Annotated in this window: 20 protein-coding genes and 1 pseudogene; 4 read left to right on the top strand and 17 right to left on the bottom strand. The window is 71.8% G+C overall.

Going from position 1 to position 22,684, the window contains the following annotated elements:
* Positions 1-2 precede the first annotated feature (2 nt).
* Positions 3-1,304: an extracellular solute-binding protein gene (locus ACIGXW_RS22110; RefSeq protein ID WP_399574611.1), complete on the bottom strand. Its 1,302-nt coding sequence runs from the start codon at positions 1,302-1,304 to the stop codon at positions 3-5.
* 307 nt (positions 1,305-1,611) lie between these two features.
* Between ACIGXW_RS22110 and ACIGXW_RS22115 the strand changes: the two genes are divergently transcribed.
* Positions 1,612-3,009 (top strand): alpha-amylase family protein, encoded by a 1,398-nt coding sequence (locus tag ACIGXW_RS22115; RefSeq protein WP_399574612.1) that lies wholly within the window; start codon positions 1,612-1,614, stop codon positions 3,007-3,009.
* A 193-nt stretch (positions 3,010-3,202) separates the two neighbouring features.
* A pseudogene (gene pulA / locus ACIGXW_RS22120) lies at positions 3,203-5,767 on the top strand (pullulanase-type alpha-1,6-glucosidase); the annotation flags it as partial.
* Between the two features lie 7 nt (positions 5,768-5,774).
* Here pulA and ACIGXW_RS22125 read toward each other — a convergent pair.
* The 12 genes from ACIGXW_RS22125 to glnA form a co-directional block, all read right to left on the bottom strand.
* Complete coding sequence (locus ACIGXW_RS22125; protein WP_399574613.1) at positions 5,775-7,709, bottom strand: hypothetical protein; 1,935 nt, start codon at positions 7,707-7,709, stop codon at positions 5,775-5,777.
* 84 nt (positions 7,710-7,793) lie between these two features.
* Positions 7,794-8,603, bottom strand: a complete 810-nt coding sequence (locus ACIGXW_RS22130) for a tyrosine-protein phosphatase (RefSeq protein ID WP_399574614.1) — start codon at positions 8,601-8,603, stop codon at positions 7,794-7,796.
* Between the two features lie 48 nt (positions 8,604-8,651).
* Entirely contained in the window at positions 8,652-9,272 is a 621-nt protein-coding gene (locus ACIGXW_RS22135) for a rhomboid-like protein (protein WP_399574615.1), read from the bottom strand.
* Entirely contained in the window at positions 9,269-9,931 is a 663-nt protein-coding gene (locus ACIGXW_RS22140) for a LuxR C-terminal-related transcriptional regulator (protein WP_399574616.1), read from the bottom strand. Before ACIGXW_RS22140 ends, ACIGXW_RS22135 begins: the two co-directional genes overlap by 4 nt.
* Positions 9,922-10,374, bottom strand: coding sequence for a cupin domain-containing protein (locus ACIGXW_RS22145; RefSeq protein ID WP_399574617.1), 453 nt, complete (start codon positions 10,372-10,374; stop codon positions 9,922-9,924). The genes ACIGXW_RS22140 and ACIGXW_RS22145 overlap by 10 nt, the downstream gene beginning before the upstream one ends.
* 36 nt (positions 10,375-10,410) lie before the next feature.
* Positions 10,411-11,670 carry a sensor histidine kinase gene (locus tag ACIGXW_RS22150; RefSeq protein WP_399574618.1) on the bottom strand — a complete coding sequence of 420 codons (1,260 nt, stop codon included), beginning with the start codon at positions 11,668-11,670 and terminating at the stop codon, positions 10,411-10,413.
* 140 nt (positions 11,671-11,810) lie between these two features.
* Positions 11,811-12,374 carry a winged helix-turn-helix domain-containing protein gene (locus ACIGXW_RS22155; RefSeq protein ID WP_399574619.1) on the bottom strand — a complete coding sequence of 188 codons (564 nt, stop codon included), beginning with the start codon at positions 12,372-12,374 and terminating at the stop codon, positions 11,811-11,813.
* Between the two features lie 298 nt (positions 12,375-12,672).
* Positions 12,673-13,734 (bottom strand): sphingomyelin phosphodiesterase, encoded by a 1,062-nt coding sequence (sph, locus tag ACIGXW_RS22160; protein WP_399574620.1) that lies wholly within the window; start codon positions 13,732-13,734, stop codon positions 12,673-12,675.
* 135 nt (positions 13,735-13,869) lie between these two features.
* Positions 13,870-14,220, bottom strand: a complete 351-nt coding sequence (locus ACIGXW_RS22165; protein ID WP_360911371.1) for an SCO5918 family protein — start codon at positions 14,218-14,220, stop codon at positions 13,870-13,872.
* Positions 14,221-14,317: 97 nt separating this feature from the next.
* The gene (locus ACIGXW_RS22170) at positions 14,318-14,521 is read right to left on the bottom strand and encodes a cold-shock protein (protein ID WP_046930152.1); all 204 of its coding nucleotides are present in this window, start codon (positions 14,519-14,521) and stop codon (positions 14,318-14,320) included.
* A gap of 324 nt (positions 14,522-14,845) precedes the next feature.
* Positions 14,846-15,199: a MerR family transcriptional regulator gene (locus tag ACIGXW_RS22175; protein ID WP_399574622.1), complete on the bottom strand. Its 354-nt coding sequence runs from the start codon at positions 15,197-15,199 to the stop codon at positions 14,846-14,848.
* Positions 15,200-15,494: 295 nt separating this feature from the next.
* Entirely contained in the window at positions 15,495-16,904 is a 1,410-nt protein-coding gene (gene glnA / locus ACIGXW_RS22180) for a type I glutamate--ammonia ligase (RefSeq protein ID WP_071965484.1), read from the bottom strand.
* A 198-nt stretch (positions 16,905-17,102) separates the two neighbouring features.
* Here glnA and ACIGXW_RS22185 point away from each other — a divergent pair, with 198 nt between their 5' ends.
* A complete protein-coding gene (locus tag ACIGXW_RS22185) occupies positions 17,103-17,570 on the top strand; it encodes an RDD family protein (RefSeq protein WP_360911373.1) in 468 nt (155 codons plus the stop codon).
* A gap of 92 nt (positions 17,571-17,662) precedes the next feature.
* Here the strand turns inward: ACIGXW_RS22185 and ACIGXW_RS22190 are convergent, their stop codons facing one another.
* From ACIGXW_RS22190 to lipB, 4 genes are all read right to left on the bottom strand, one after another.
* Positions 17,663-18,346: a DUF4191 domain-containing protein gene (locus tag ACIGXW_RS22190; protein ID WP_071965482.1), complete on the bottom strand. Its 684-nt coding sequence runs from the start codon at positions 18,344-18,346 to the stop codon at positions 17,663-17,665.
* Positions 18,347-18,356: 10 nt separating this feature from the next.
* Positions 18,357-18,617, bottom strand: a complete 261-nt coding sequence (locus ACIGXW_RS22195) for a hypothetical protein (protein WP_071965481.1) — start codon at positions 18,615-18,617, stop codon at positions 18,357-18,359.
* Positions 18,618-18,989: 372 nt separating this feature from the next.
* Entirely contained in the window at positions 18,990-19,943 is a 954-nt protein-coding gene (gene lipA, locus ACIGXW_RS22200; RefSeq protein WP_071965480.1) for a lipoyl synthase, read from the bottom strand.
* Positions 19,944-20,040: 97 nt separating this feature from the next.
* On the bottom strand, positions 20,041-20,838 hold the full coding sequence (gene lipB / locus ACIGXW_RS22205) for a lipoyl(octanoyl) transferase LipB (protein ID WP_071965479.1): 798 nt from the start codon (positions 20,836-20,838) through the stop codon (positions 20,041-20,043).
* A gap of 255 nt (positions 20,839-21,093) precedes the next feature.
* On the opposite strand from lipB, the gene ACIGXW_RS22210 reads away from it, so the two are divergent.
* On the top strand, positions 21,094-22,551 hold the full coding sequence (locus tag ACIGXW_RS22210) for a regulator (RefSeq protein WP_399574623.1): 1,458 nt from the start codon (positions 21,094-21,096) through the stop codon (positions 22,549-22,551).
* Positions 22,552-22,684 lie beyond the last annotated feature (133 nt).

Genomic DNA, 22,684 nt, shown 5'->3' on the forward strand with positions numbered 1-22,684 from the left:
TCCTACTCCTCGATGCCGTAGTCCTTGAGGAGCGCGGACTGCCAGGCCTTGGCCGTGGCGTCCAGACCCTCCTTCGGGTCCTCCTTCAGCGTGAGGATCTTGGTGTAGTGCTGCAGCCAGTCGGTGAACAGGTCGCCGCCCTGCGGGATCGGGGGCCGCGGGTGGGCCTTGTCCAGCGCGCTGTGGAAGGCGCTGCGCACCGGGTCGGCCAGCACGTCCTTGGTGTAGGCCGACTTGCGGGTCGGCAGCACGCCGATGGCGGTCGAGACGCTCTCCTGCTGCGCGGCCTCGGTCATGAACTTCGTGAACAGGTACGAGGCGTCGAAGTTCTTCGAACCCGCGTAGACCACCAGGTTGTGGCCGCCGACCGGGGCGCCGGCGGTGCCGGTGGAGCCGGCCGGGACGGGCGCGATGCCCAGGTTGTCACGGGACTTGTAGGCGTCGCCGCCGAAGATCTCCTTGGTCGCCCAGGGACCGTCGATCATCATGGCGAGCTTGCCGTTCTTGAAGTCGGTCTTGAGGGCGTTGTACCCGTCCGTGCCTGCCGGCTTGGGCGCGGCACCCGACTTGACCAGGTCGACGGCGGTCTCGATGCCCTTGCGGGACGCGGCGTTGGAGATCGTGATCTTCTTCTTGCCGGCGTCGACCATGTCGCTGTTCTCGCCGTAGAGGAAGGGCAGCGAGTAGTAGCTGTCCGGGCTGAGCCCGATGCCGGCGGCGCCCGTCTTGTCCTTGATCTTCTCGGCGGCCTCCTTGACCTCCTTCCAGCTGGCCGGCGGCTTGTCGACGCCGGCCTTCTGGAGGAGCTCCTTGTTGTAGAGGAGCCCGAGGGTGTCGGTGACCTGCGGAACGCCGTACGTCTTGCCCTGGTACGCCGCGTTCTTCAGCGGGCCCTCGAGGAAGTCCTCCGACTTGTCGAGTGCCGGGGTGCCGGTGAGGTCCTTGAGGTAGCCCAGCTGAGCGAAGCCGGGAGTCCAGCCCACGTCCGAGCGCAGCACGTCGGGTGCGCCCTTGCCGGTGGAGGCGGCGGTCTTGAACTTCTGCTGCGCCTGGTCGAACGGCACGTTGACGTACTCGACCTTGATCTTCGGGTACTTCGCCTCGAAGGCGGCGACCAGCTTCTTGAACGCGGGCGCCTCGTTGGTGGCGTCCGAGGTGTCCCACCAGGTGACGGTCCCGCTCACACTGCCCGGGTCCGCCGCCGCCTTGGAGCCGTCGCTCCCACTGTCGCCGCCACCGCCGCACGCGGTCGCGGTCAGGGCCAGCACGCCGACGACGGCGGCGACCGATATGCCTCTTCGCATATGGACTCCTCTTTCAGAAGGCCGCCTGGAGGGGGCAGGGCGGCCCGAGCTGAGGAGGAAGCTAACAGGCTGAAATCTCTTGCGAAAGACCTTGCAAGAAGGCAATCGCCAGATTTCCCGGTTGTAACCGGACCGTGTCCAAAGGGTTGACCGGTGCACGAGAGGCTCGTACGGTCACGACCGGCAAGCGCTTGCTGCCGTACGGGCAAGCTTGCAGCAAGAAGCTTCCATGCCTCAGGGGCCTTACGGGCGCGGCGCGTTGCCGCTCACGGCTGCATCGCATCCTTCCCCCACCCCAGGAGGATCCATGGCCCCCACCGCCATGCCCCGAACCGCCCGGAGAACCCTGGCCGCCGCGCTCGCCCTCGTGGCCGCCGCGACCGTCGCCACGCCCGAGGCGCGGGCGAGCGCGCCGGGCGACAAAGACGTCACAGCAGTGCTTTTCGAGTGGAACTACTCCTCGGTCGCCCGCGAGTGCAAGGACACCCTCGGCCCCGCCGGCTACGGCTACGTCCAGGTCTCCCCGCCCCAGGAACACATCCGGGGACCGCAGTGGTGGACCTCGTACCAGCCCGTCGGCTACCGCATCGCCGGCCGGCTCGGCGACCGCGCGGCCTTCGCCGGCATGGTGGCCGCCTGCCACGGCGCCGGCGTCAAGGTCGTCGTCGACGCCGTCGTCAACCACATGGCGGCCGCCCCGGGCACCGGCACGGGCGGGACGTCGTATACGAAGTACGACTACCCCGGGCTCTACAAGGACGGCGACTTCCACGGCTGCCGCACCCCCATCGCCGACTACACCAGCCGCAACGACGTCCAGAACTGCGAACTCGTCCGGCTCGCCGACCTCGACACCGGCAGCGACCGCGTCCGCACCGCCCTCGCCCGCTACCTCGACGACCTCCTGTCCCTGGGCGTCGACGGCTTCCGCGTCGACGCCGCCAAGCACATCCCGACCGAGGACCTCGCCGCCGTCAAGGCCAAGCTGAGCAAGCCGGACGTCTACTGGAAGCAGGAGACCATCTTCGGCGCGGGCGAGGCCGTCCAGCCGCAGGAGTACCTGCGCAACGGCGACGTCCAGGAGTTCCGCTACGCACGCGACCTGCGCCGGGTGTTCCTCGGCGAGCGCCTGGCCTACCTGAGGAACTACGGCGAGGGCTGGGGCTACCTGCCCTCCTCCCAGGCGTCCGTCTTCGTCGACAACCACGACACCGAACGCGGCGGCGATACCCTCAGCTACAAGGACGGCGCCGCCTACACCCTCGCCAACGTCTTCATGCTGGCCTGGCCCTACGGCTCGCCCGACGTCCACTCCGGCTACGAGTTCACCGACCGCGACGCGGGTCCGCCGCGGGACGGCGCGGTGGGGGCGTGCTGGCAGGACGGCTGGAAGTGCCAGCACAAGTGGCCGGAGATCCGGGGCATGGTGGCCTTCCGCAATGCCGTGCGGGGCACGGCGGTGACGGACTGGTGGGACAACGGCTACCAGGCGATCGCCTTCGGGCGGGGGGACAAGGGATATACGGCCCTCAACCACGAGACGTTCGCGATCAGCCGCACCTTCCAGACGTCGTTGCCGGCGGGCGACTACTGCGACGTCCAGAGCGGACGCCGCGTGCCGGTCGACGCGGACGGCCGCTTCACGGCGACGGTGGCGCCGAACACGGCCTTGGCGCTGCATGTGGGCGCGCGCACGTGCGGTTGATCTTCCCCTGACCCGCCCCTTCACCGTTTCTTGTCCTCAAACGCCGGACGGGCTGAAATTCAGCCCGTCCGGGCAGCAATCAAGCCCGTCCGGCGATTGAGGACCGGGGTCCGGGGCGGAGCCCCGGGAAACGGTGAAAGGGCGGGACCGGGGCACCTCCATGTCCTGACCCCAGCCAAAGGAGCACCGTTCCGTGAGACGACTCGCCGCCCTCGCGGCAGTGATAGCACTGGCAGCGCCCACAACAGGCACCGCCAGTGCCGAGCCGGCCCCCACCCCCCAAAGCGACGCCAAAGTCCAATGGCTGGACCGACACACCATCGCCTGGCCCAAAAACCTCGGCGACCCCACCCAACCCCACCGCCTCGTCCACGAAGGCGGAACCTTCGACCTCACCGCCTCGCCAGGAGGCCTGGCGAAGTACCCCCGCCTGGCCGCGACCCACGACGCCTTCCGCGTCGACGCCCGCGCAACGGAGGCGCGCACCGCACTCAGAGGCAGAGTCCTGGCGCAGACCGGCACCGTCACCACCGGCGTCCAGATCCCCGGCGTCCTCGACGACCTCTACGCCACCGCCGCCACCAAGGCCACCCTCGGCCCGGCGTTCCGCGCCGGCCGCCCCACCCTCTCCGTGTGGGCGCCCACCGCCCAGCGCGTCGCCCTGGAACTCGACGGCCGCACCGTCCCCATGCGCCGCGACGACGCCAGCGGCGTCTGGAGCGCGACCGGCAGCCGCGACTGGGCCGGCAAGCCCTACCGCTACGCCGTCACCGTCCACGCCCCGGCCGCCGGGAAGGTCGTCACCAACCGCGTCACCGACCCGTACTCCACCGCCCTGACCGCCGACTCCACCCACAGCCTGGTCACCGACCTCGCCGACCCCGCCCTCGCGCCCGCCGGCTGGCAGCGGCTGCGCAAGCCCAAGGCCGTGCCCTTCCGGGACGCGCAGATCCAGGAACTGCACGTCCGCGACTTCTCCGGCACCGGCGGCTACCCCGCCTTCACCGACCGCGGCTCCGCCGGCATGCGGCACCTGAAGGAGCTCGCCGACGCCGGCACCTCCTACGTCCACCTCCTGCCCGTCTTCGACTTCGCCACCGCCCCCGAGCGGCGCGCCGACCAGGCCACCCCGCCCTGCGACCTGGCCGCGCTGCCCGCCGACTCCGACCAGCAGCAGGCCTGCATCGCGAAGACCGCCGCCCGCGACGCCTACAACTGGGGCTACGACCCGCTGCACTACACCGTCCCCGAGGGCTCGTACGCCTCCGACCCCGACGGCCCGCGCCGGACCCTGGAGTTCCGGCGGATGGTGCAGGGCCTGGGCGACGCCGGGCTGCGGACCGTCATGGACGTCGTCTACAACCACACCGCCGCCTCCGGCCAGGACGGGAAGTCCGTCCTCGACCGCATCGTGCCCGGCTACTACCACCGCCTCCTCGACGACGGCTCCGTCGCCACCTCCACCTGCTGCGCGAACACCGCCCCCGAGCACGCCATGATGGGCAAGCTCGTCGTCGACTCCGTCGTCACCTGGGCCAGGCAGTACAAGATCGACGGCTTCCGCTTCGACCTCATGGGCCACCACCCCAAGGCCAACATCCTCGCCGTGCGCAAGGCCCTGGACGCCCTCACCCCCGCCAAGGACGGCGTCGACGGCAAGGCCGTCGTCCTCTACGGCGAGGGCTGGAACTTCGGCGAGGTCGCCAACGACGCCCGCTTCGTCCAGGCCACGCAGAAGAACATGGCCGGCACCGGCATCGCCACCTTCTCCGACCGCTCCCGCGACGCGATCCGCGGCGGCGGCCCCTTCGACGACGACCCCCGCGTCCAGGGCTTCGCCTCGGGCCTGTTCACCGCCCCCAACGCCGCACCGGGCAACGGCACTCCCGATCAGCAGCGGGCCCGCCTCCTACACGCCCAGGACCTCATCAAGGTCGGCCTGACCGGCAACCTCGCCGACTACCGCTTCACCGACTCCACCGGCCGCGAGGTCCGCGGCGCCGACGTCGACTACAACGGCTCGCCCGCCGGCTACGCCGCCGCCCCCGGCGACGCCCTGTCCTACGCCGACGCCCACGACAACGAAGCCCTCTACGACGCCCTGGCCTACAAGCTCCCGCGCTCGACCCCCGCCTCCGACCGGGCCCGCGCCCAGGTCGTCGCCATGGCCGCCGCCGCCCTCTCCCAGGGCCCGGCCCTCTCCCAGGCCGGTACGGACCTGCTGCGCTCGAAGTCCCTCGACCGCAACTCCTACGACAGCGGCGACTGGTTCAACGCCGTCCACTGGGACTGCGCCGACGGCAACGGCTTCGGCCGCGGCCTGCCCCCGGCCGCCGACAACGCCGCCAAGTGGCCGTACGCCCGCCCCCTGCTGGCCGACCCGGCCCTGCGCCCCGGCTGCTCCGCGATCACCTCGGCCTCGGCCGCCTACCGGGACCTGCTGCGCATCCGCACGATGGAGAAGGCGTTCAGCCGCCCGACCGCCGAGGCCGTCCAGCGGTCCCTGTCGTTCCCGCTCTCCGGCAAGGACGAGACCCCCGGCGTCATCACCATGCGCCTGGACGACCTCGTCGTCGTCCTCAACGCCGCCCCGCAGCCGCAGAGCCAGACGATCGCCGCGCTGGCCGGCACCGGCTACGCCCTGCACCCGCTCCAGGCGGGCGGCTCGGACGCCGTCGCGAAGACCGCCTCGTACGCGGCGGCCACGGGCACCTTCACCGTGCCGGGCCGCACGGTCGCGGTGTTCCGGCACAGCTGACGGTGAGTCAACGCAGGGGAGTGATCCTCGTGCCGTCGGCGAGCCGGGCGGTCAGGGTGGCCTGGGCGCCCTGTTTCGCGGGGACGGCCAGGAGCGGGCCGGGCGCGCTGCCGCTCACCCCGCCGCTCGCGGCGATGGAGGTGACGTCGCCGCCGCCCGCCGCGAGGGCGTACCAGTTGCCCTTGGCCGACTTCCACAGGGCCCCCGCCAGGACGTGCGGCTCGCGGGCCCCGCAGGCGGGGGAGTCCTCGGCACGGGCGACGACCGCGCCCGGCGCGCCCTCCCGGGTGCCGGGGGCCTGGAACTGGGCCAGCACCCGGCTGCCCGCGCCCCGCCAGGTCTCCGCGCGGGTGCAGAACCACTCCGCGCTCCCGGCGGACCCCGGCAGGGTCTGCGTGGCGAACTGCCAGGAGTTCACCGACCGCACGCCCTGACCGCGGACGGAGGCGAGGTGGCAGGCGGTGTGCGCCCAGGCGGCGCGCTCCTTGCCGGTGCTCACGTCGTGCGGGGCGGCGGGGGCACCGGCGGTCAGCCGGGCCGGGAGCAGCTCGCCGAGGTCGGTGACCAGGTGGTCGCCGAACTGCAGCGCGGTCCAGCCCTGGCAGTCCCGGGTGGCGGCCGGGCCCGGTACGGAGTCGGTCAGGCCGTCGGCATCGCGGCGCAGCGGCCGGGGCTCGGCGGTGGGGCGCAGCAGATCGCGCACGGCGGCGCCGCCCACCCAGGGGGCCGTCAGATACCGGACGTTGCCGTCGGTCCGGCTGACGACCAGGGCCGCCGCGGTGCCCAGGTCCGCCGCGTCCGCCCGCGCGAAGTCCAGCGCGGCGGAGCGGGAATCGCCGCTCCTGGCCTCGGCGTAGCGCACCACGCGCAGGCCGTCGTGGAGCAGCACCACCACCGCGGAGTCGACCTTGCCCGCGTACAGCAGCTGAGGGGGACCGGCCGCCGGCCCGGCGGCGGTGCCGGGCGTCGCCGTGACCTGCACCGCGGGCCCCGGGCGCGCCCAGACGGCCAGCGCCCGGCGCAGCAGCTCGCGGTCGCCGGTGCGGTTGCCGCGCGCGGGCCAGGCGGCGAAGCCCGGGCGGTCGGCGCGCTTCCAGGCCGTGTCGGCGGCCACCGTCAGCCGGGCGGGATCCAGGGCCTGTTGGGCCGAGGCGTTGCGCGCGTAGGGCGGGGCGGCCGCGCCGTCGGGGCCCCAGCCGTCGCCCGGCAGCCCCAGGAGCGTCCCGCAGACGACGGCCGCGGCGGCCGCCGCGAGGGCGGCGCGGGTGTGCTGGCGGCGCCGCATCAGATCGGTGGGCCTGGCCTGCAGCGAGCAGGGGTCGAACTCCACCGACTCCAGCAGCGGGACGTCCCTGCTGCCGGCCGGGACGTGCACCCGGTCCGCCTCGGCCAGCGCCGCGTCCGGGTCCTCGGCCCCGGCGGCGGACAGCAGCCGCCGTACGTCGTGGTCGGTGGACAGCTCCAGCTCGCGCAGCACGTACGCGGCCCGGCCGGGGCCGGAGAGCGCGGCGAGGGCCTGGTCGAGGGCGAGCTCGTCGGCGCCGCCCGAGCGCGGGAACAGGCGCAGCCCCCACACCTGCGGCAGCAGCGGCGGGAACCGGCCCGGGCGGGGCGGCTGCCACCGCCCGCGCGGCCGGCCCGCACGCAGCGCGGCCTGCAGCACCCGCTGCCGTACGTAGGCGTACCCCGGGTCGTCCGGGCAGCCCCCCGCCCCGCGGGGCGAGGGCACGGCCGGCCCGGCGCCGGACCGGTTGCGCGGCAGCGCGCGCTGGACGAGGGCGTGCGCGGTCAGCACGCGGCGGTTGCGGCCCAGCGACGGCGGCAGCACCAGGTAACCGAGCCGGACCAGGCGCGGGTAGTGCTCGATGAGCGCGGCCTCGGCCTGCTCGATGTCGACGGGGGCCGGGGCGAAGGGCCGGGGGGCCGTAGCTTGCTGCTCCACGTCCGTAGAACGAGTGAAAGATGTGATGGTCACTTCACCCGTGTGGGGGCGCGGCCGGGGCCCGCCGTCGGCGGCCCCCGCGGGCTAGGCGACGCAGCGGGCGCGGATGCGGTCGACGGCCTCGTCGGGGATGCCGAGCCCGTCGCGCACGTACGCCCCGACGTCGCCGTACACCCGGCGCATCTCCTCCAGCGCCGCCGCGAGGTAGGCGGGGCGCACGCCCAGGATGGCCCCGGCGATCTCCGGGTCGCCGCCGATGGCCGTGAAGCGGTCGGTCATCGGGGCGAAGGCCGCGCGGACGGCCGGGAGGACCGCCAGGTACTCGCGCTCGACGGCCTCCTCGTCCGCGCCGAGCAGCATCAGGATCACGGTGGCCGCCCAGCCCGTGCGGTCCTTGCCGGCCGTGCAGTGGAAGAGCAGCGGCCCGCAGTCCGGCTCGGCGAGGGTGGTCAGCAGCAGGCGGTAGGCCCGGCAGGCGGCCTCGGAGATGACGAACGACCGGTAGGTGTCGCACATCAGCTTCTCCGCCTTGCCGCCGCCCAGGTGCTCCTCGGCGGCGGCCGGATTGCCCAGGATCGTCTCCAGCCGGGCCGGGGCCTCCTCCTCCGGGGAGTCGCCGCGCTCGGAGATCATGCCGGCCATGACGTCCGCGACGATCAGCCGGGCGCCGTCGGGCAGGCGGTCGGGGCGCTCGCGGCGCTCGTGCGCCGTGCGCAGGTCGACGACCGTATGGATGCCGAGGGCGGCGACCGAGGGGTCGGCCTGCGGATCCAGCCGGTCCAGCTGGCCCGAGCGCAGCAGCAGGCCGGGGCGGACGGCGGAGTTGCCGACGAGCCCGATGCCGCCGAGGTCGCGGAAATTGGTGATCGTCGAGGCATCGAACTGCTGCGGCATGGGCCGGTCTCCTAGGTGCCTGTTCTGTTTAGCGCATTTCCTGCTCTTTTATTGTGAAGAACGGTGGCCCAGTCCGCGACGCCGCCCCTTGGCCAGGACCGGCCCCAGCCCCATGCCCAGCACCAGCGCGACCAGATGCCCGGTGTCCGTGAAGCCCGCACGACCGCGTTCGCGCACGTAGGGACGGACGGCGAGGGCCAGCAGCACGGCGTGGACACCGGTCCGCACGCGCCCGCGGGGCAGTGCCCCGGCGAGCGCGCCCGCTATCGCGTTGAAGCCGTAGCTGGCGCCCACGTCGATCGCCGAGCGCGTGCGCGCGCCCGTGCGCAGGGCGCGCAGGCCCCCGTACACCAGGAGCGACGCGCCCACGTGCCCGTACGCGAACGCGCCCGCCGCCCACCACGCCCCGTACGCGTACTCCGTATAGCCCAGCACCGCCAGGAGCAGCAGCGCGTACGGCAGCTCCAACGGCGCCTCGACCACCAGCGCGCTGCTGGCGAGGGTGGACCAGCGGCCCGCCCGCAGGTTGTCGACATTGGTGGAGCAGTGGCGCAGCAGGCGCTCGCGCACCGCCGGCGCAAGGATGCGCTGCGCGGCGTACGCGCCGAGCTGCACGCCCCCGACGTAGACGGGGGCGAGCCGGGGCAGACGGTCAACTACGGAAGTCATCGGGCGCCACCCTCTCCCCGGTCCAGGTAGGCCAGCACGGCCAGGACCCGCCGGTTGTCGTCCTCGGACGGCGGGAGGGCGAGCTTGCCGAAGATGTTGGAGGTGTGCTTGGCCACCGCCCGCTCGGTGACGGTCAGTTGGGCCGCGATCGCCGCGTTGGAACGGCCCTGCGCCATGAGCTCCATCACCTCCAGCTCGCGCGGCGTCAGCCTGGCCATCGGCCTGTCCTGCGAACGCCTGCTCAGCAGCTGCGAGATGACCTGCGGGTCCATCGCCGTGCCGCCCGCCGCGACCCTGCGCACGGCGTCGACGAACTGGTCGGCGTCGAAGACCCGGTCCTTGAGCAGATAGCCGATGCCGCCGCTGCCGTCCGCGAGCAACTCCCGTGCGTACAGCTGCTCCACGTGCTGCGAGAGCACCAGCACCGGCAGGCCCGGGGTGGCCCGGCGGGCGGCCAGCGCGCACTGCAGGCCCTCGTCGGTGAAGGACGGCGGCAGACGCACGTCCACCACCGCCACGTCGGGCCGCAGTTCGGCGAGCGCCCGGCTGAGCTCCGGCCCGCTCTCGACCGCCGCCGCGATCTCGAAGTCGTACGCCTCCAGCAGCCGGACCAGCCCGTCGCGCAGCAGGAACAGGTCTTCGGCGAGGACTACGCGCACGGGTCCTCCGCCAGCGTGAAGTCCTCGTAGGCGAAGCCCGGGGCGACCACGCACGTCACCAGCGTCGGCTCGTCGCCGGCCGGTTCGGCGCACTGCCAGACCCCGCCGGGGACCAGCAGCTGGGGCCGCTGCCCGTGCTCGACGCCCGGGCCCAGGACGGCCTCCTCGGCGCCCGCCTCGTCGGGGGCCGCCCCGCTGCCGCCCAGCCGCATCCGCAGCGGGCCGCCGCGGTGGAACAGCCACACCTCGTCCGAGCGGACCCGGTGCCAGCGGGAGACCTCGCCGGGGTGCAGCAGGAAGTAGATGCCGGTCGCGTACGCGCGCGGGCCGCCGTACCCCTCGGGCACGGCGGTGCCGGACGTCTGCCAGGTCTCGCGGAACCAGCCGCCCTCGACGTGGGGTTGCAGGCCGAGGAGCGTGACGAGCTCGGAGGTGTCGGTCATGGCCCTAGCCTCTCACCCGCCCCGCCGCGGCCCGCCTCACGGGGTGAGCGCGCAGGGGATCTCCATGGTGACCATGGTCGGGCCGCCGGCCGGGCTGCTGACGGCCAGGACGCCGTCGAAGGGCGCCAGCCGCCGCTCCACCCCGAGCAGCCCCGTACCGGCGGCCGGATCGGCGCCGCCGCGGCCGTTGTCCGTGACGGACACCCGGAGCGCGCCCTGCGCGTGGCGGACGTCCAGCCAGACCCGCCCGGCGCCGGAGTGCTTGGCCGCGTTCGTGAGGACCTCGCTGATGGCGAAGTACGCCGCGGACTCGACCGGTTCGGCGGCCCGGCCCGCCAGCTCGACGTCCGCCTCGACGGCCAGCGGCATCCGCAGCGCGAGGGCGCGCACGGCGTCGCCGAGCCCCCGCTCGGCCAGCACCGGCGGATGGATGCCGCGCACGAGGTCGCGGAGCTCGGTGAGGGCCTCGGCGGAGTCGGCCCGGGCCGCGGCCAGCAGCTTCTTGGCCTGGGCGGGGTCCTTCTCGATCAGCGCCTCGATGGTGCCCAGGCTCATGCCCATGGCCACCAGCCGGGCCTGTGCCCCGTCGTGCAGGTCCCGCTCGATGCGGCGCAGTTCGGCGGCCGAGCTGTCCACGGCCTCGTGGCGGGTCTCGGTGAGGCGGTCGACGCGCAGGGCCAGTTCGCGCTCCCGGGTGGGCTGCAGCAGCGGCTTGGCGAGCAGGAAGTACCCCCGCAGGAGCATTCGGTTCACCAGCAGGCCGAGTACGCCGAACCCGATGCCGGTGACGGCCGCGAGGTTGGCGGTGAACTGGTCGGAGACGGGGACGAACGCGAACCACATCGTGCCCCCGGCCCGGACGATCGGCTTCCAGACGCCGAGCGCCACCACCGGCCCCCAGATCACGTACAGGAGCAGACAGGCGGGCAGCAGGGCGAGGACCGTGCCCGCGGTCATGTTCACGAGCAGCCACTGCAGATCGCGCCAGGTCGCCTTGTCCTTGAGGAGGGCGACGCACCGCTCCACCTGGCCGACGACGCCGGCGCGCGGGGCGGGCAGCGGGCGGTACGGCGCGGGGATGCGCACCCCGGACCACTCGTGGGCCAGGCCGCGGTGCTGGTTGGCGTAGGCCCGCACGGCGCCCAGGACGACGGGGGTGGTGAACAGGCCTATGCCCAGCGTGATGCAGACGATCGACACCACGCTGAGGGTGAAGAGCAGGACCGACAGCACCAGGCCGTAGAGCGTGAGCCACAGCCCTCTCGCACCGGCCAGCAGGGCATCGCGGATCTTCATCAGGCCTCTCCCGCGTCGTGTTGTTTCAGCGGGGCCACGGGCGCGGTCCCCGCACCAGTCTGCGGGATTGATCAAAATCGGTCACGGGGCCTGGCCAGAGGGTCGTGGTGTACCTAGCACCACCCTCTGACCAGGGCGTTTCACAGACCGGCCGGGGGAGCGTACTTATAGCCGACCCGGCGGACGGTGACGATCGACGAGCGGTACTCGGCACCCATCTTGCGGCGCAGCCGGGCGACATGGACGTCGACGGTGCGTCCGTCGCCGACGTGTCCGTAGCCCCACACGGTCGTCACCAGCTGATCGCGGGTGTGCACCCGGTTCGGGTGGGCGACGAAGTGGGCCAGCAGCTCGAACTCGAGGTAGGTCAGGTCCAGCTGCCGGCCCGCGACGCGCGCTGTCCGCTGCTCGGGGTCGATGCGCACCAGGGCGTCGCCCTCGGTGGCGGCGGGACCGGCGTCGGGCGAGGGCTGCCGCTCGGCCGGTACGAGGACCAGGTAGCCGATCATCGGGGGCTGGCCGGGCAGGGTGGGCAGCGTGTGCTGCGGGGCGGGCATCCAGGTCGCGCCGGGGTGCAGCAGATCGGCGACCGGGGGCACCTCGTCGGGCGCCACGGCTCGCAAGCGGTGCCGGTGGACGATATGACCCGCGGGTGCGGCGAGGCCGGCGGCGGACGACGAGGGCAGAGTGCGGAGGTTCGACATGGAGCTCAGCTCTTTCGCGCGGTACGTCGAGAGGACGTGCAGGCGCGGGCCGCTTTGCCGGAACCGGTGCCGGCGGCTGACTTCGACGTGGGTGTCAGCGGAGGGGGAGGGCCTGCGCGAAGGACGCGCGACAACACACTCGGTCGAAGTCGTGGTGCTGGCGGGAAGGCCAGAAGGGCTCGAGGTCGTTGCGACCCGTCGCGGTGTTCTGGTAGCTGGCCATGCCCCCTATTGAAGCATGGCCGGCGCCGCCGCAGCAGACCCTCCGAGCAGTAAATACGGATCTTTGACCGAAAGATCAGCTCGCCCCGGCGATCACCGGGTAGTGGTCGGAGAGGTTGGTGTAGGTGTACTCCTTGCCCCGGCTGGAGACCTTCCACGGCGCGGACCGCTCCGCGATCACGGTGTTCCGCCAGCCCGCGGGCCGGGCGTGGCCGTTGCGGTGGAGGACGTAGTCGAGGTCCTCACGGGCGTCGCCGGGGTAGCGGTAGGCCGCGATCGAGTTCTCCTTGGTGTCGAAGGAGTACGGGTGCCCGGTGCGGGCGTCCGCCGGGGCGAGGTCGCCGTCGGCGAGCATGGACCGGTACTCGGCGCTGCGGGAGTCCACGTTCAGATCACCGGCGATCATGACCTGCTCGTCCGCCGGGATGTTCCTGGCGTCGAGGAACGCGTCGATCTGCCGCAGCTGCCGGGAGCGGTCCGCGGCGGCCTCGCCCGCCTTGCAGCCGCTGTCCGTCGACTGCAGGTGCGTCCCCACGACGTGCACCTTGGCGCCGCCCACGTTCAGCACGACGTAGGCGAAGCCCTTGTTGGACCACCAGTCGGCGCCGCACGCGTCGTTGAAGATCACCTGTTCCTTGCGCACGACCGGCCACTTGCTGAGGACCGTCACACCGCCGTCCTCCGGCGTGCTGGTGGAGTAGGCCCCGCCGGTGGCGTCCCAGCCGTCCTTGCCCCGCCCGACGACCGGCGTCTGGTACGGGTACCGGTCGGCGGCGGCGGACTTGAGCGCGTCCGAGGTCGCGTTGTCGAACGCCTCCTGGAGGACCACCACGTCGTTGCCCTGGAAGAAGCCAGCGGCCGCTATCTCCTTGGCCCGGTGCTCCTGGCCCCAGTTCGGGTAGAGGTTGGTGCTCATGAGGAACGCGTTGTAGCTGAGCACCTTCAGCTGCGGTGTCGCGTCGGTGGGGGTGGCCACGGCCGACTGCGGTACGGCCACGACGAGGGCCGCGGCGGCGGCAGCGGCCGTGGTGGCGGCTGCGAGCAGGCGGGCGGAACCGGCGTTCTTCGTGAACGGCACTGTGTCTCCCTTGGTGGGGGTGAGCCCGGTACGGGCTGGTGCGGAAGGAGCCCCGCACATCACATTCAGCTGCCGTGAGCGCCGGATGGCCGTTCGATGACCTTGAGGAAGCCGGGGCCGTAACCCTTGATCCACAGCGAAGGCCCGGCCCCCACATGGGGGCCGGGCCTTCGCCGGGCCGGGTGCGCGGAGCGCTCAGCGGCCGGGGCCGCCGTTGTGGCCGCTGGAGGCCGGCGGGTACGTGCGCGTCGGGGTGCCGAACAGGGCCGTCGCCGTCTCGAGCGGGGTGGCCGGGGCGGCGGGAGCGGGCTCCTGGCCGGCCTTGCACGTGAAGCCGAGCCGCGTCAGCGCCCGGGTGACCTCGTCGGCGGTGAAGTCACGGCGGTCCTGCCGGGTGATCACTTCCCCCACCTGCTTGACGGGGTAGGTGTGGCGGCCGATGGTCACGGACGCTCCGGTGACGGGCTCCGGCTTGACGCCCTTCATCGACTGCTCCACCTCGCTCTTGACCAGATCGAAGGGGAATCGGGCGATCACACAACGCATGGTGCCTCCGCAGGTGGTGAGGGGAGCGATGAAATACAAAGAGGCTGGGGCCCGCACCCCGAGGTGCGGGCCCCAGCCACAGTGAACGCGTCGGCGATCAGGCGGGAACGATGTTCTCCGCCTGCGGGCCCTTCTGGCCCTGCGTGACGTCGAAGTTCACCTTCTGGCCCTCCTGGAGCTCACGGAAGCCCTGGGTGGCGATGTTCGAGTAGTGGGCGAAGACGTCGGCGCCGCCGCCGTCCTGCTCGATGAAGCCGAAGCCCTTTTCCGCGTTGAACCACTTCACGGTGCCAGTAGCCATGTCAAATCTCCTTCGGGGCAGTTCCGGGAGACCGCACTGTGCGGGCTCCCTGTGTCGCCGCGATGATTGCCCCGTCCGGAAAAGAACACCAGAAATACAAAAGTGCACCCACCGGCGTGGAATGCCGGTCAGTGCACTTGAAGTCTTTGGGAACCACAACTGCAACTGAAATCGACAGTAGCACGGAGCGGGCCGCCGAGCACGGGCGAGTTTCCTCACGTCACCCGTTGGGGGATAAATCCTCCCGGCGCCGCTCGAATGAATTCTGTTGTTGCGGCAATAGATATTCGCCCGCGCCCGGTACAGCAGCCGTGCCGCCGGGCGTCAGGAGCCGCCCCCGGCCCCGGGTCCGCCGGCCGACCGGCGCAGCTCCTCGTTGAGCCGCAGGGCCTCCTCGAGCTGGTCCTCGAGGATGACGATGCGGCAGGCGGCCTCGATGGGGGTGCCCTGGTCGACCAGCTCGCGGGCGCGGGCGGCGATGCGCAGCTGGTACCGGGAGTAGCGCCGGTGGCCCCCCTCGGACCGCAGGGGCTCGATCAGCCGGGCCTCGCCGAGGGCCCGCAGGAAGGCGGGCGTCGCGCCGATCATCTCGGCGGCGCGTCCCATGGTGTAAGCGGGGTAGTCGTCGTCATCGAACCGGTCGGTGACGCCCGGCTTCGCTTCTCGGGTCACTTGCACCTCTTCTGGGCGCCTCAAGGGAACCCGCTGTGCCGCCGCGCGGTGCGCGGCGGGTTCATATCGGTCATGCGTGACGGCTTCCTTGAGCAGGCGGAAATCCTAGTCCTGCCGACTTGGAATGTCTATGCCGGCGAAAATAGGTATTCCGCAGGATCGGGGAGAAAACCGAGCGGTGCGAAGCCGGCTGCGCGAAGTCGAAGCCATGCGGCGCCGGTCATGCGACGAGCCCCGCCGCCGCCCGATGGGCGGTGACGGGGCTCGGAACGCTCACGCCGGGACCGGCGCGCGGTGACCCTTAGATGTCGAAGTACATCTCGAACTCGTGCGGGTGCGGGCGCAGCTGGATCGGGGCGATCTCGTTGGTGCGCTTGTAGTCGATCCAGGTCTCGATGAGGTCGGAGGTGAAGACACCGCCGGCCTGCAGGTACTCGTTGTCCTGCTCCAGGGCCTCGAGGACGGCCGGGAGGGAGGTCGGGACCTGCGGGACGTTCGCGTGCTCGTCGGGGGCGAGCTCGTAGAGGTCCTTGTCGATCGGCTCGGCCGGCTCGATCTTGTTCTTGACGCCGTCCAGACCGGCCAGCAGCAGGGCCGAGAAGGCCAGGTACGGGTTGGAGGACGGGTCCGGGGCGCGGAACTCGACGCGCTTGGCCTTCGGGTTCGAGCCCGTGATCGGGATGCGCATCGCGGCGGAGCGGTTGCGCTGGGAGTAGACCAGGTTGACCGGGGCCTCGAAGCCGGGGACCAGGCGGTGGTAGGAGTTCACCGTGGGGTTGGTGAACGCCAGCAGCGACGGGGCGTGCTTGAGGATGCCGCCGATGTAGTAGCGGGCGGTGTCGGACAGGCCCGCGTAGCCCTGCTCGTCGTAGAAGAGGGGCTCGCCGCCGCTCCACAGCGACTGGTGGACGTGCATGCCCGAGCCGTTGTCACCGAAGATCGGCTTCGGCATGAAGGTCGCGGTCTTGCCGTTGCGCCAGGCGACGTTCTTCACGATGTACTTGAAGAGCATCAGGTCGTCGGCCGCGGCGAGCAGCGTGTTGAACTTGTAGTTGATCTCCGCCTGGCCGGCCGTGCCGACCTCGTGGTGCTGGCGCTCGACCTGCAGGCCGGCCTTGTCCAGCTCGAGGGAGATCTCGGCGCGCAGGTCGGCGAAGTGGTCGACCGGCGGGGCCGGGAAGTAGCCGCCCTTGTAGCGGACCTTGTAACCGCGGTTGTCCTCGACCGCACCGGTGTTCCAGGCGCCGGCCTCGGAGTCGATGTGGTAGAAGGACTCGTTCGCGGCGGTGTTGAAGCGCACGCTGTCGAAGACGTAGAACTCGGCCTCGGGGCCGAAGAACGCGGTGTCCGCGATGCCGGTGGAGGCGAGGTAGGCCTCGGCCTTCTTGGCGATGTTGCGCGGGTCACGGCTGTACTGCTCGCCCGTGATCGGGTCGTGGATAAAGAAGTTGATGTTGAGCGTCTTGTCGCGGCGGAACGGGTCCATACGAGCCGTGGACAGGTCCGCGCGCAGCGCCATGTCGGACTCGTGGATGGCCTGGAATCCGCGGATCGACGAGCCGTCGAACGCCAGCTCCTCGTCCGGGTCGAAGGCCGCGGCCGGGATCGTGAAGTGCTGCATCACGCCAGGCAGGTCGCAGAATCGGACGTCGACGAACTTGACGTCCTCATCCTTGATGAACTTCTTGGCCTCGTCGGCGTTCTGGAACATCCAACTCCTCCTAGCCCGGCCGAACGCGGTCGGGGATTGCTTGGGTGCGCGGTCCGTATCGCAATGGCGCGCTGCGGCCGACCCTAGAGAGACGGGATTTCCCAAGCATGACCCATTTGTTTCGCCGAGGTTAACCGCCGCGCGGTAGGGGTCGACCCGGGCGCCGGGGAACGTATGGGGCCGCAGTACCTTTGATGGGTGGACAACAGGCAAGCAATCGGATCATGGCTCTCCGGGCCCCGCGCGGCCGCGGAGGACATGGGGATCGAATTCGGCCACCGGGGCGAGCGCCTGGGGCTGCCGGAGAGCGGGCCCGGGGCCATCGCCCCGCTCGGGAGGCGCGTCGGGGCCCTCGCCATCGACTGGGCGCTCTCCATGCTGATCGCATACGGCTTTCTCGCGGGCGGTGACCCGCAGCGAGCGGGCAACTGGGCCCTGCTGGTCTTCCTGGTGCTCAGCCTGCTCACCGTCGGCACGATCGGCTGCACCCCTGGCAAGCGCCTGCTCGGCCTGCGGGTCATCGGCGAGGACGGCGCCCGGCTGTCCCTGCCCCGGGTGCTGCTGCGCAGCGTCCTGCTGCTGCTCGTCGTGCCGGCCGTGGTCTGGGACCGCGACACGCGCGGGCTGCACGACCGTTTCGCCCGGGCCGTCCAGGTGCGGATCTAGCGCGGCTCCGGCGCGGCGCGCATGACGAAGGGGCTGGCGGGAACCATACGGTTCCCGCCAGCCCCTTCGTCGTACGGTTCGGGGTTTCGCGGTCAGCGGCCCTTCGGCATCCGGCTGCCCTTGGGCATCGGACCCTTGGGGATCGGCATGTTGCTCATCAGGTCGCCCAGCGCACGCAGCCGGTCGTTCACGGCCGTCACCTGCGCGCCCGGCAGCACCCGCGGCAGCTTCAGCAGCGTGGTGTGCAGCTTCTTCAGCGACACCTGGTCCTCGCCGTCGCCCACGACGATGTCGTGCACCGGCACGTCCGCGACGATGCGCGCCATGCGCTTCTTCTCGGCGGCCAGCAGGGCCTTGACCCGGTTCGGGTTGCCCTCGCCGACCAGGACGATGCCGGCCTTGCCGACGGCCCGGTGGACGACGTCCTGGCTGCGGTTCATCGCGACCGCCGGAGTCGTCGTCCAGCCACCGCGCCGGATGTTCTCCAGCACCGCGGCGGCCGCTCCCGGCTGGCCCTCCATCTGCCCGAAGGCAGCGCGCTCGGCGCGTCGTCCGAAGACGATCGCCATCGCGAGGAACGCCAGCAGGAAGCCCAGGATGCCCAGGTAAATCGGGTGGTCGATCCAGAAGCCGATGGCAAGGAGTACACCGAAGGTGACAATGCCCACAGCCGCGACGACAAGACCGACCTTCGAGTCGACCTTCTTGGTCATCTTGTAGGTCAGGGCGATCTGCTTCAGTCGCCCGGGGTTCTCGGATGTTTCCTTCCTCGCCATACGGCGCAGTTTACGTCGCCTGCGGACCAGGGGTGGCCACGGCCTCCAGCACATGCTGTGCCTCGCGGCGGTCCTTGGCCCTGCGGCGGTCCTCCAGTACCGCGGTCCAGGCATTTCGGCGGGCCGTGCGCTGGCCGCCGCGCATCAGCAGTTCCTCCAGTGCGCGCAGGGCGCCGGTGACGGACGGGGGGCGTACGGAGAGCGTGGAAGGCAGAGCGGAAGAGGCGCGGGTGGCGGTCGCCAAGACTGCGTTACCGGGCGCGGCCTGCATGTCGGTGTCCCCTCGGAAGCGGAAAAGGTCAGGCGTGGAGGGTGTGGCTCTGTGCTGGCTGTACTGGCGCACTGCTGTTCGTGCCGTGTCGTACTGCTGTGCGTACACCTATCGTCACTGAACGGTGTTACCAACGGATGACCTGTTGGTCAAACACCTATGAAACGTTGACGCGGCCCGCACCGTCCCGGCTCGTCGCCGGGGGTGCGGGCCGCGTCAGGGCCATTCGGGTGACGGTCACGGCCGTGCCGGCCGCCTCAGACCGCCTGGCTGGAAGCCGCCGCCTCGCGCCGCTCGACCCTTTTGGTCGCGCTCCGCCTCGCTTCCGCTGCGGCCGAGGGTCTGCCCTCGTTCCTCGGGCGGACCCTCAACCTACGCTTCAGCTCGGCTGCGCCGCTCAATCGCCTGCTGGTGCAGGCGTCCCGCCCGGTACGAGGAGCGGACGAGCGGGCCGGACATGACACCGGCGTAGCCGATCTCCTCCGCCTCCTCCTTCAGCTCCACGAACTCCTGCGGCTTCACCCAACGCTCCACCGGGTGGTGGCGCACCGACGGGCGCAGGTACTGGGTGATCGTGATCAGGTCGCAGCCCGCGTCGTGCAGGTCCTGCAGCGCCTCGCTGATCTCCTCGCGGGTCTCGCCCATGCCGAGGATCAGGTTGGACTTGGTCACCAGGCCGTACGCGCGCGCCTTGGTGATGACCTCGAGCGAGCGCTCGTAGCGGAAGCCCGGGCGGATCCGCTTGAAGATGCGCGGGACCGTCTCGACGTTGTGGGCGAAGACCTCGGGGCGGGAGGCGAAGACCTCCTCCAGCAGCTCGGGCACCGCGTTGAAGTCGGGGGCCAGCAGCTCGACCTTGGTGTGCCCGCCCTCGCGGCCGGCGGTCTGCTGGTGGATCTGGCGCACGGTCTCGGCGTACAGCCAGGCGCCGCCGTCCGGGAGGTCGTCGCGCGCGACGCCGGTGATCGTGGCGTAGTTCAGGTCCATCGCGACGACGGACTCGCCCACGCGGCGCGGCTCGTCGCGGTCCAGCGCCTGCGGCTTGCCGGTGTCGATCTGGCAGAAGTCACAGCGCCGGGTGCACTGGTCGCCGCCGATGAGGAACGTGGCCTCGCGGTCCTCCCAGCACTCGTAGATGTTGGGACAGCCCGCCTCCTGGCACACCGTGTGCAGGCCCTCGCGCTTCACCAGGCCCTGCAGCTCGGTGTACTCGGGGCCCATCTTCGCCCGGGTCTTGATCCACTCGGGCTTGCGCTCGATGGGGGTCTGGGCGTTCCGGACCTCCAAGCGCAGCATCTTGCGTCCGTCGGGTGCGACAGCGGACACGTCCGGCTCCCTATGACTTCGATTCCTCGGCGAACACCAGGGTACGCCCGTTATTTCCTCTGCCCTGACGGCGTCGCCCTTCAGCAGGGCGGGGCCGTCAGCTGGCCTGGGCCTCTACGGCCCGGGGGAGGGGCTCCTCGGATTCGAGGATCTCCCGCAGATGCTTCTCCACCAGGGGAACCACCTCGGCCACGGACACCTTCCGGCCCAGCTCATTGGAGAGCGAGGTCACACCGGCGTCGCGGATGCCGCAGGGGACGATGCGGTCGAACCAGGTGTTGTCCGGGTCACAGTTGATCGCGAAGCCGTGCATCGTGACGCCCTTGGCGATCCGGATGCCGATGGCCGCCAGCTTGCGGTCCTCGCGGCGCTGGCCGGCGTTGGACGGGGCGTACTCCGGGCCGTTGAGACGGGGGTCGAACTCCTCGTCCGTCAGCCTCGGGTCGAAGTCCAGGCTCAGGCCGCCGATCGCCGGGCGCTGGTCCACTGGGTCGCCCAGGACCCAGACGCCGCTGCGGCCCTCCACCCGGGTCGTCTCCAGGCCGAGCTCCGCGCAGGTGCGGATCAGCGCCTCCTCCAGGCGGCGCACGTGCGCGATGACGTCGACCGGACGGGGGAGCTTGAGGATCGGGTAGCCGACGAGCTGGCCCGGGCCATGCCAGGTGATCTTGCCGCCGCGGTCCACGTCCACGACCGGGGTACCGTCCAGGGGGCGCTCGCTGTCCTCCGTGCGCCGTCCGGCCGTATAGACCGCCGGGTGCTCCAGCAGCAGACACGTGTCCGGAATCTCGTCCGCGAACCGGGCCGAGTGGACCCTCCGCTGCTCCTGCCACGCCTCCTGGTACTCGACGGCGTCGGCGCCGAAGCCCAGGTGGACAAAGCGCAGCTCAGTCACGGCAGCTCCTCCTCGAACCGGCAGGTCGTCTCTCGGCCTGCCGTGGTCTGTCCCGGCGTGGGTCACGCCCTTGCCACTGTACGGCGGGGCTCCGGCAACCCCGCAGGCGGCCGTCGCCCGGAGTGACCCTCCGAGGCCATTTGATCTGTCCTCACACGATCGGATGAATGCGGGGCGAAGGTGGCGATCGGGGCGGCGGGGGCCGCTAAGTTCACGCCGTTCCAGGAACAAAGATCCAGGGAGACCGGCAGGCTGATGACGGAACGACCCCCACAGCGCATCCCCAACCGTCAGCTCGCTGCGCTCATCGCGGAGGCCGGCTTTTCCAATGCGGGTTTGGCCCGCCGGGTCGACCAGCTCGGGCTCGAGCACGGGCTCGACCTGCGGTACGACAAGACGTCGGTGACACGGTGGCTGCGCGGGCAACAGCCGCGCGGCACCACGCCCGCGCTGATCGCCGAGGTGTTCACCCGGCGGCTCGGGCGGCGGCTGTCCGCGCAGGACCTCGGGCTGGACGCGTGCGCCCCCGTGTACGCCGGGCTGGAATTCGCCGCGTCGCCGGAAGAAGCCATTGACATCGTCAGCGGCCTGTGGCGCAAGGACTCGGGCAGCCACACCGAGCTACGGAAGATCGCCTTCACTCCGGCCGGGCTCGTGGTGCCGAGCCGCGACTGGCTCATCGGGCGTGCGGACGAACGGGTGGCGCGCGGTGCGAGCCCCGCGCCCTCGGCCGAGGGCGCGCGCCTTCCGTTGCAGGCGCGCGGCGGGCCCGTGTCCCTGCCGCGCCAGCGGCTCGCCGAGCGGGCCCCCGGCAGCCGGGTCTCCATGGGCGACATCGCCGCCCTGCGGTCCGTGGGAGAGCTCTTCCGGACCATCGACCACGCCTACGGCGGCGGGCACGCCCGGCAGGCCCTCGTGCGCTATCTGGAGCACGAGACCGAGCCGATGCTGCGCGGCACGTACGGGGAGACGACCGGACGGCGGCTTTTCGGGGCGGCCGCGGACCTGACCCGGCTCGCCGGGTGGACCTCCTACGACATCGCCGCGCACGGCCTCGCCCAGCGGTACTACGTGCAGGCCCTCCGGCTCGCCCAGGCCGCCGGGGACCGGGCGTACGGCAGCTATGTGCTCGTCACCATGAGCCGGCAGGCCGTCTACCTCGGGCACGGGCGCGAGGCCGTGCAGCTGGCGCGGGTGGCGCAGCAGGGCGTGGGCTCCGGGGCCCCGCCGGTCGTGCAGTCGCTGCTGCACGCGGTGGAGGCGCGCGGGCACGGGGTGCTGGGCGAGGTCCGGGCGTGCTCGGCGTCGCTGGCGCGGGCGGAGCGGGCGCTGGAGACGTCGCGGGCGGGGGACGACGTGCCGTACTGGGCGCGGTTCTTCGACGAGGCGCAGCTCGCGGACGAGTTCGCGCACTGTCACCGGGATCTGCAGCAGTACCGGGCGGCTGCGCAGCACGCGGAGCGGTCGCTGCAGCTGCGGTCGCCCGCGTATGCGCGGTCGCGGCTGTTCTGCCGGGTGGTGCTGGCGTCGGCGCGGCTGGGGCTGGGCGAGCTGGAGCAGGCGTGCCTGCTGGGGGCCGAGGCGGCGCAGCAGGCGGCGGACATGCGGTCGGTACGGGCGCTGGAGTACGTGCGGGACTTCGAGCGGCGGCTGGAGCCGTATCGGGATGCGGCTGCCGTTCGGGGCTATCGGGAGAAGGTTGCCGGGCTCTGACGTTGCCGGTTGCGCTTCGGCTGCCGTCGGGTGGGGGCGGGGGGGGGGGGGGGGGGGGGGGGGGGGGGGGGGGGGGGGGGGGGGGGGGGGGGGGGGGGGGGGGGGGGGGGGGGGGGGGGGGGGGGGGGGGGGG

It is taken from the genome of Streptomyces sp. NPDC053079, assembly GCF_044546695.1.
Lineage (GTDB): Bacteria > Actinomycetota > Actinomycetes > Streptomycetales > Streptomycetaceae > Streptomyces.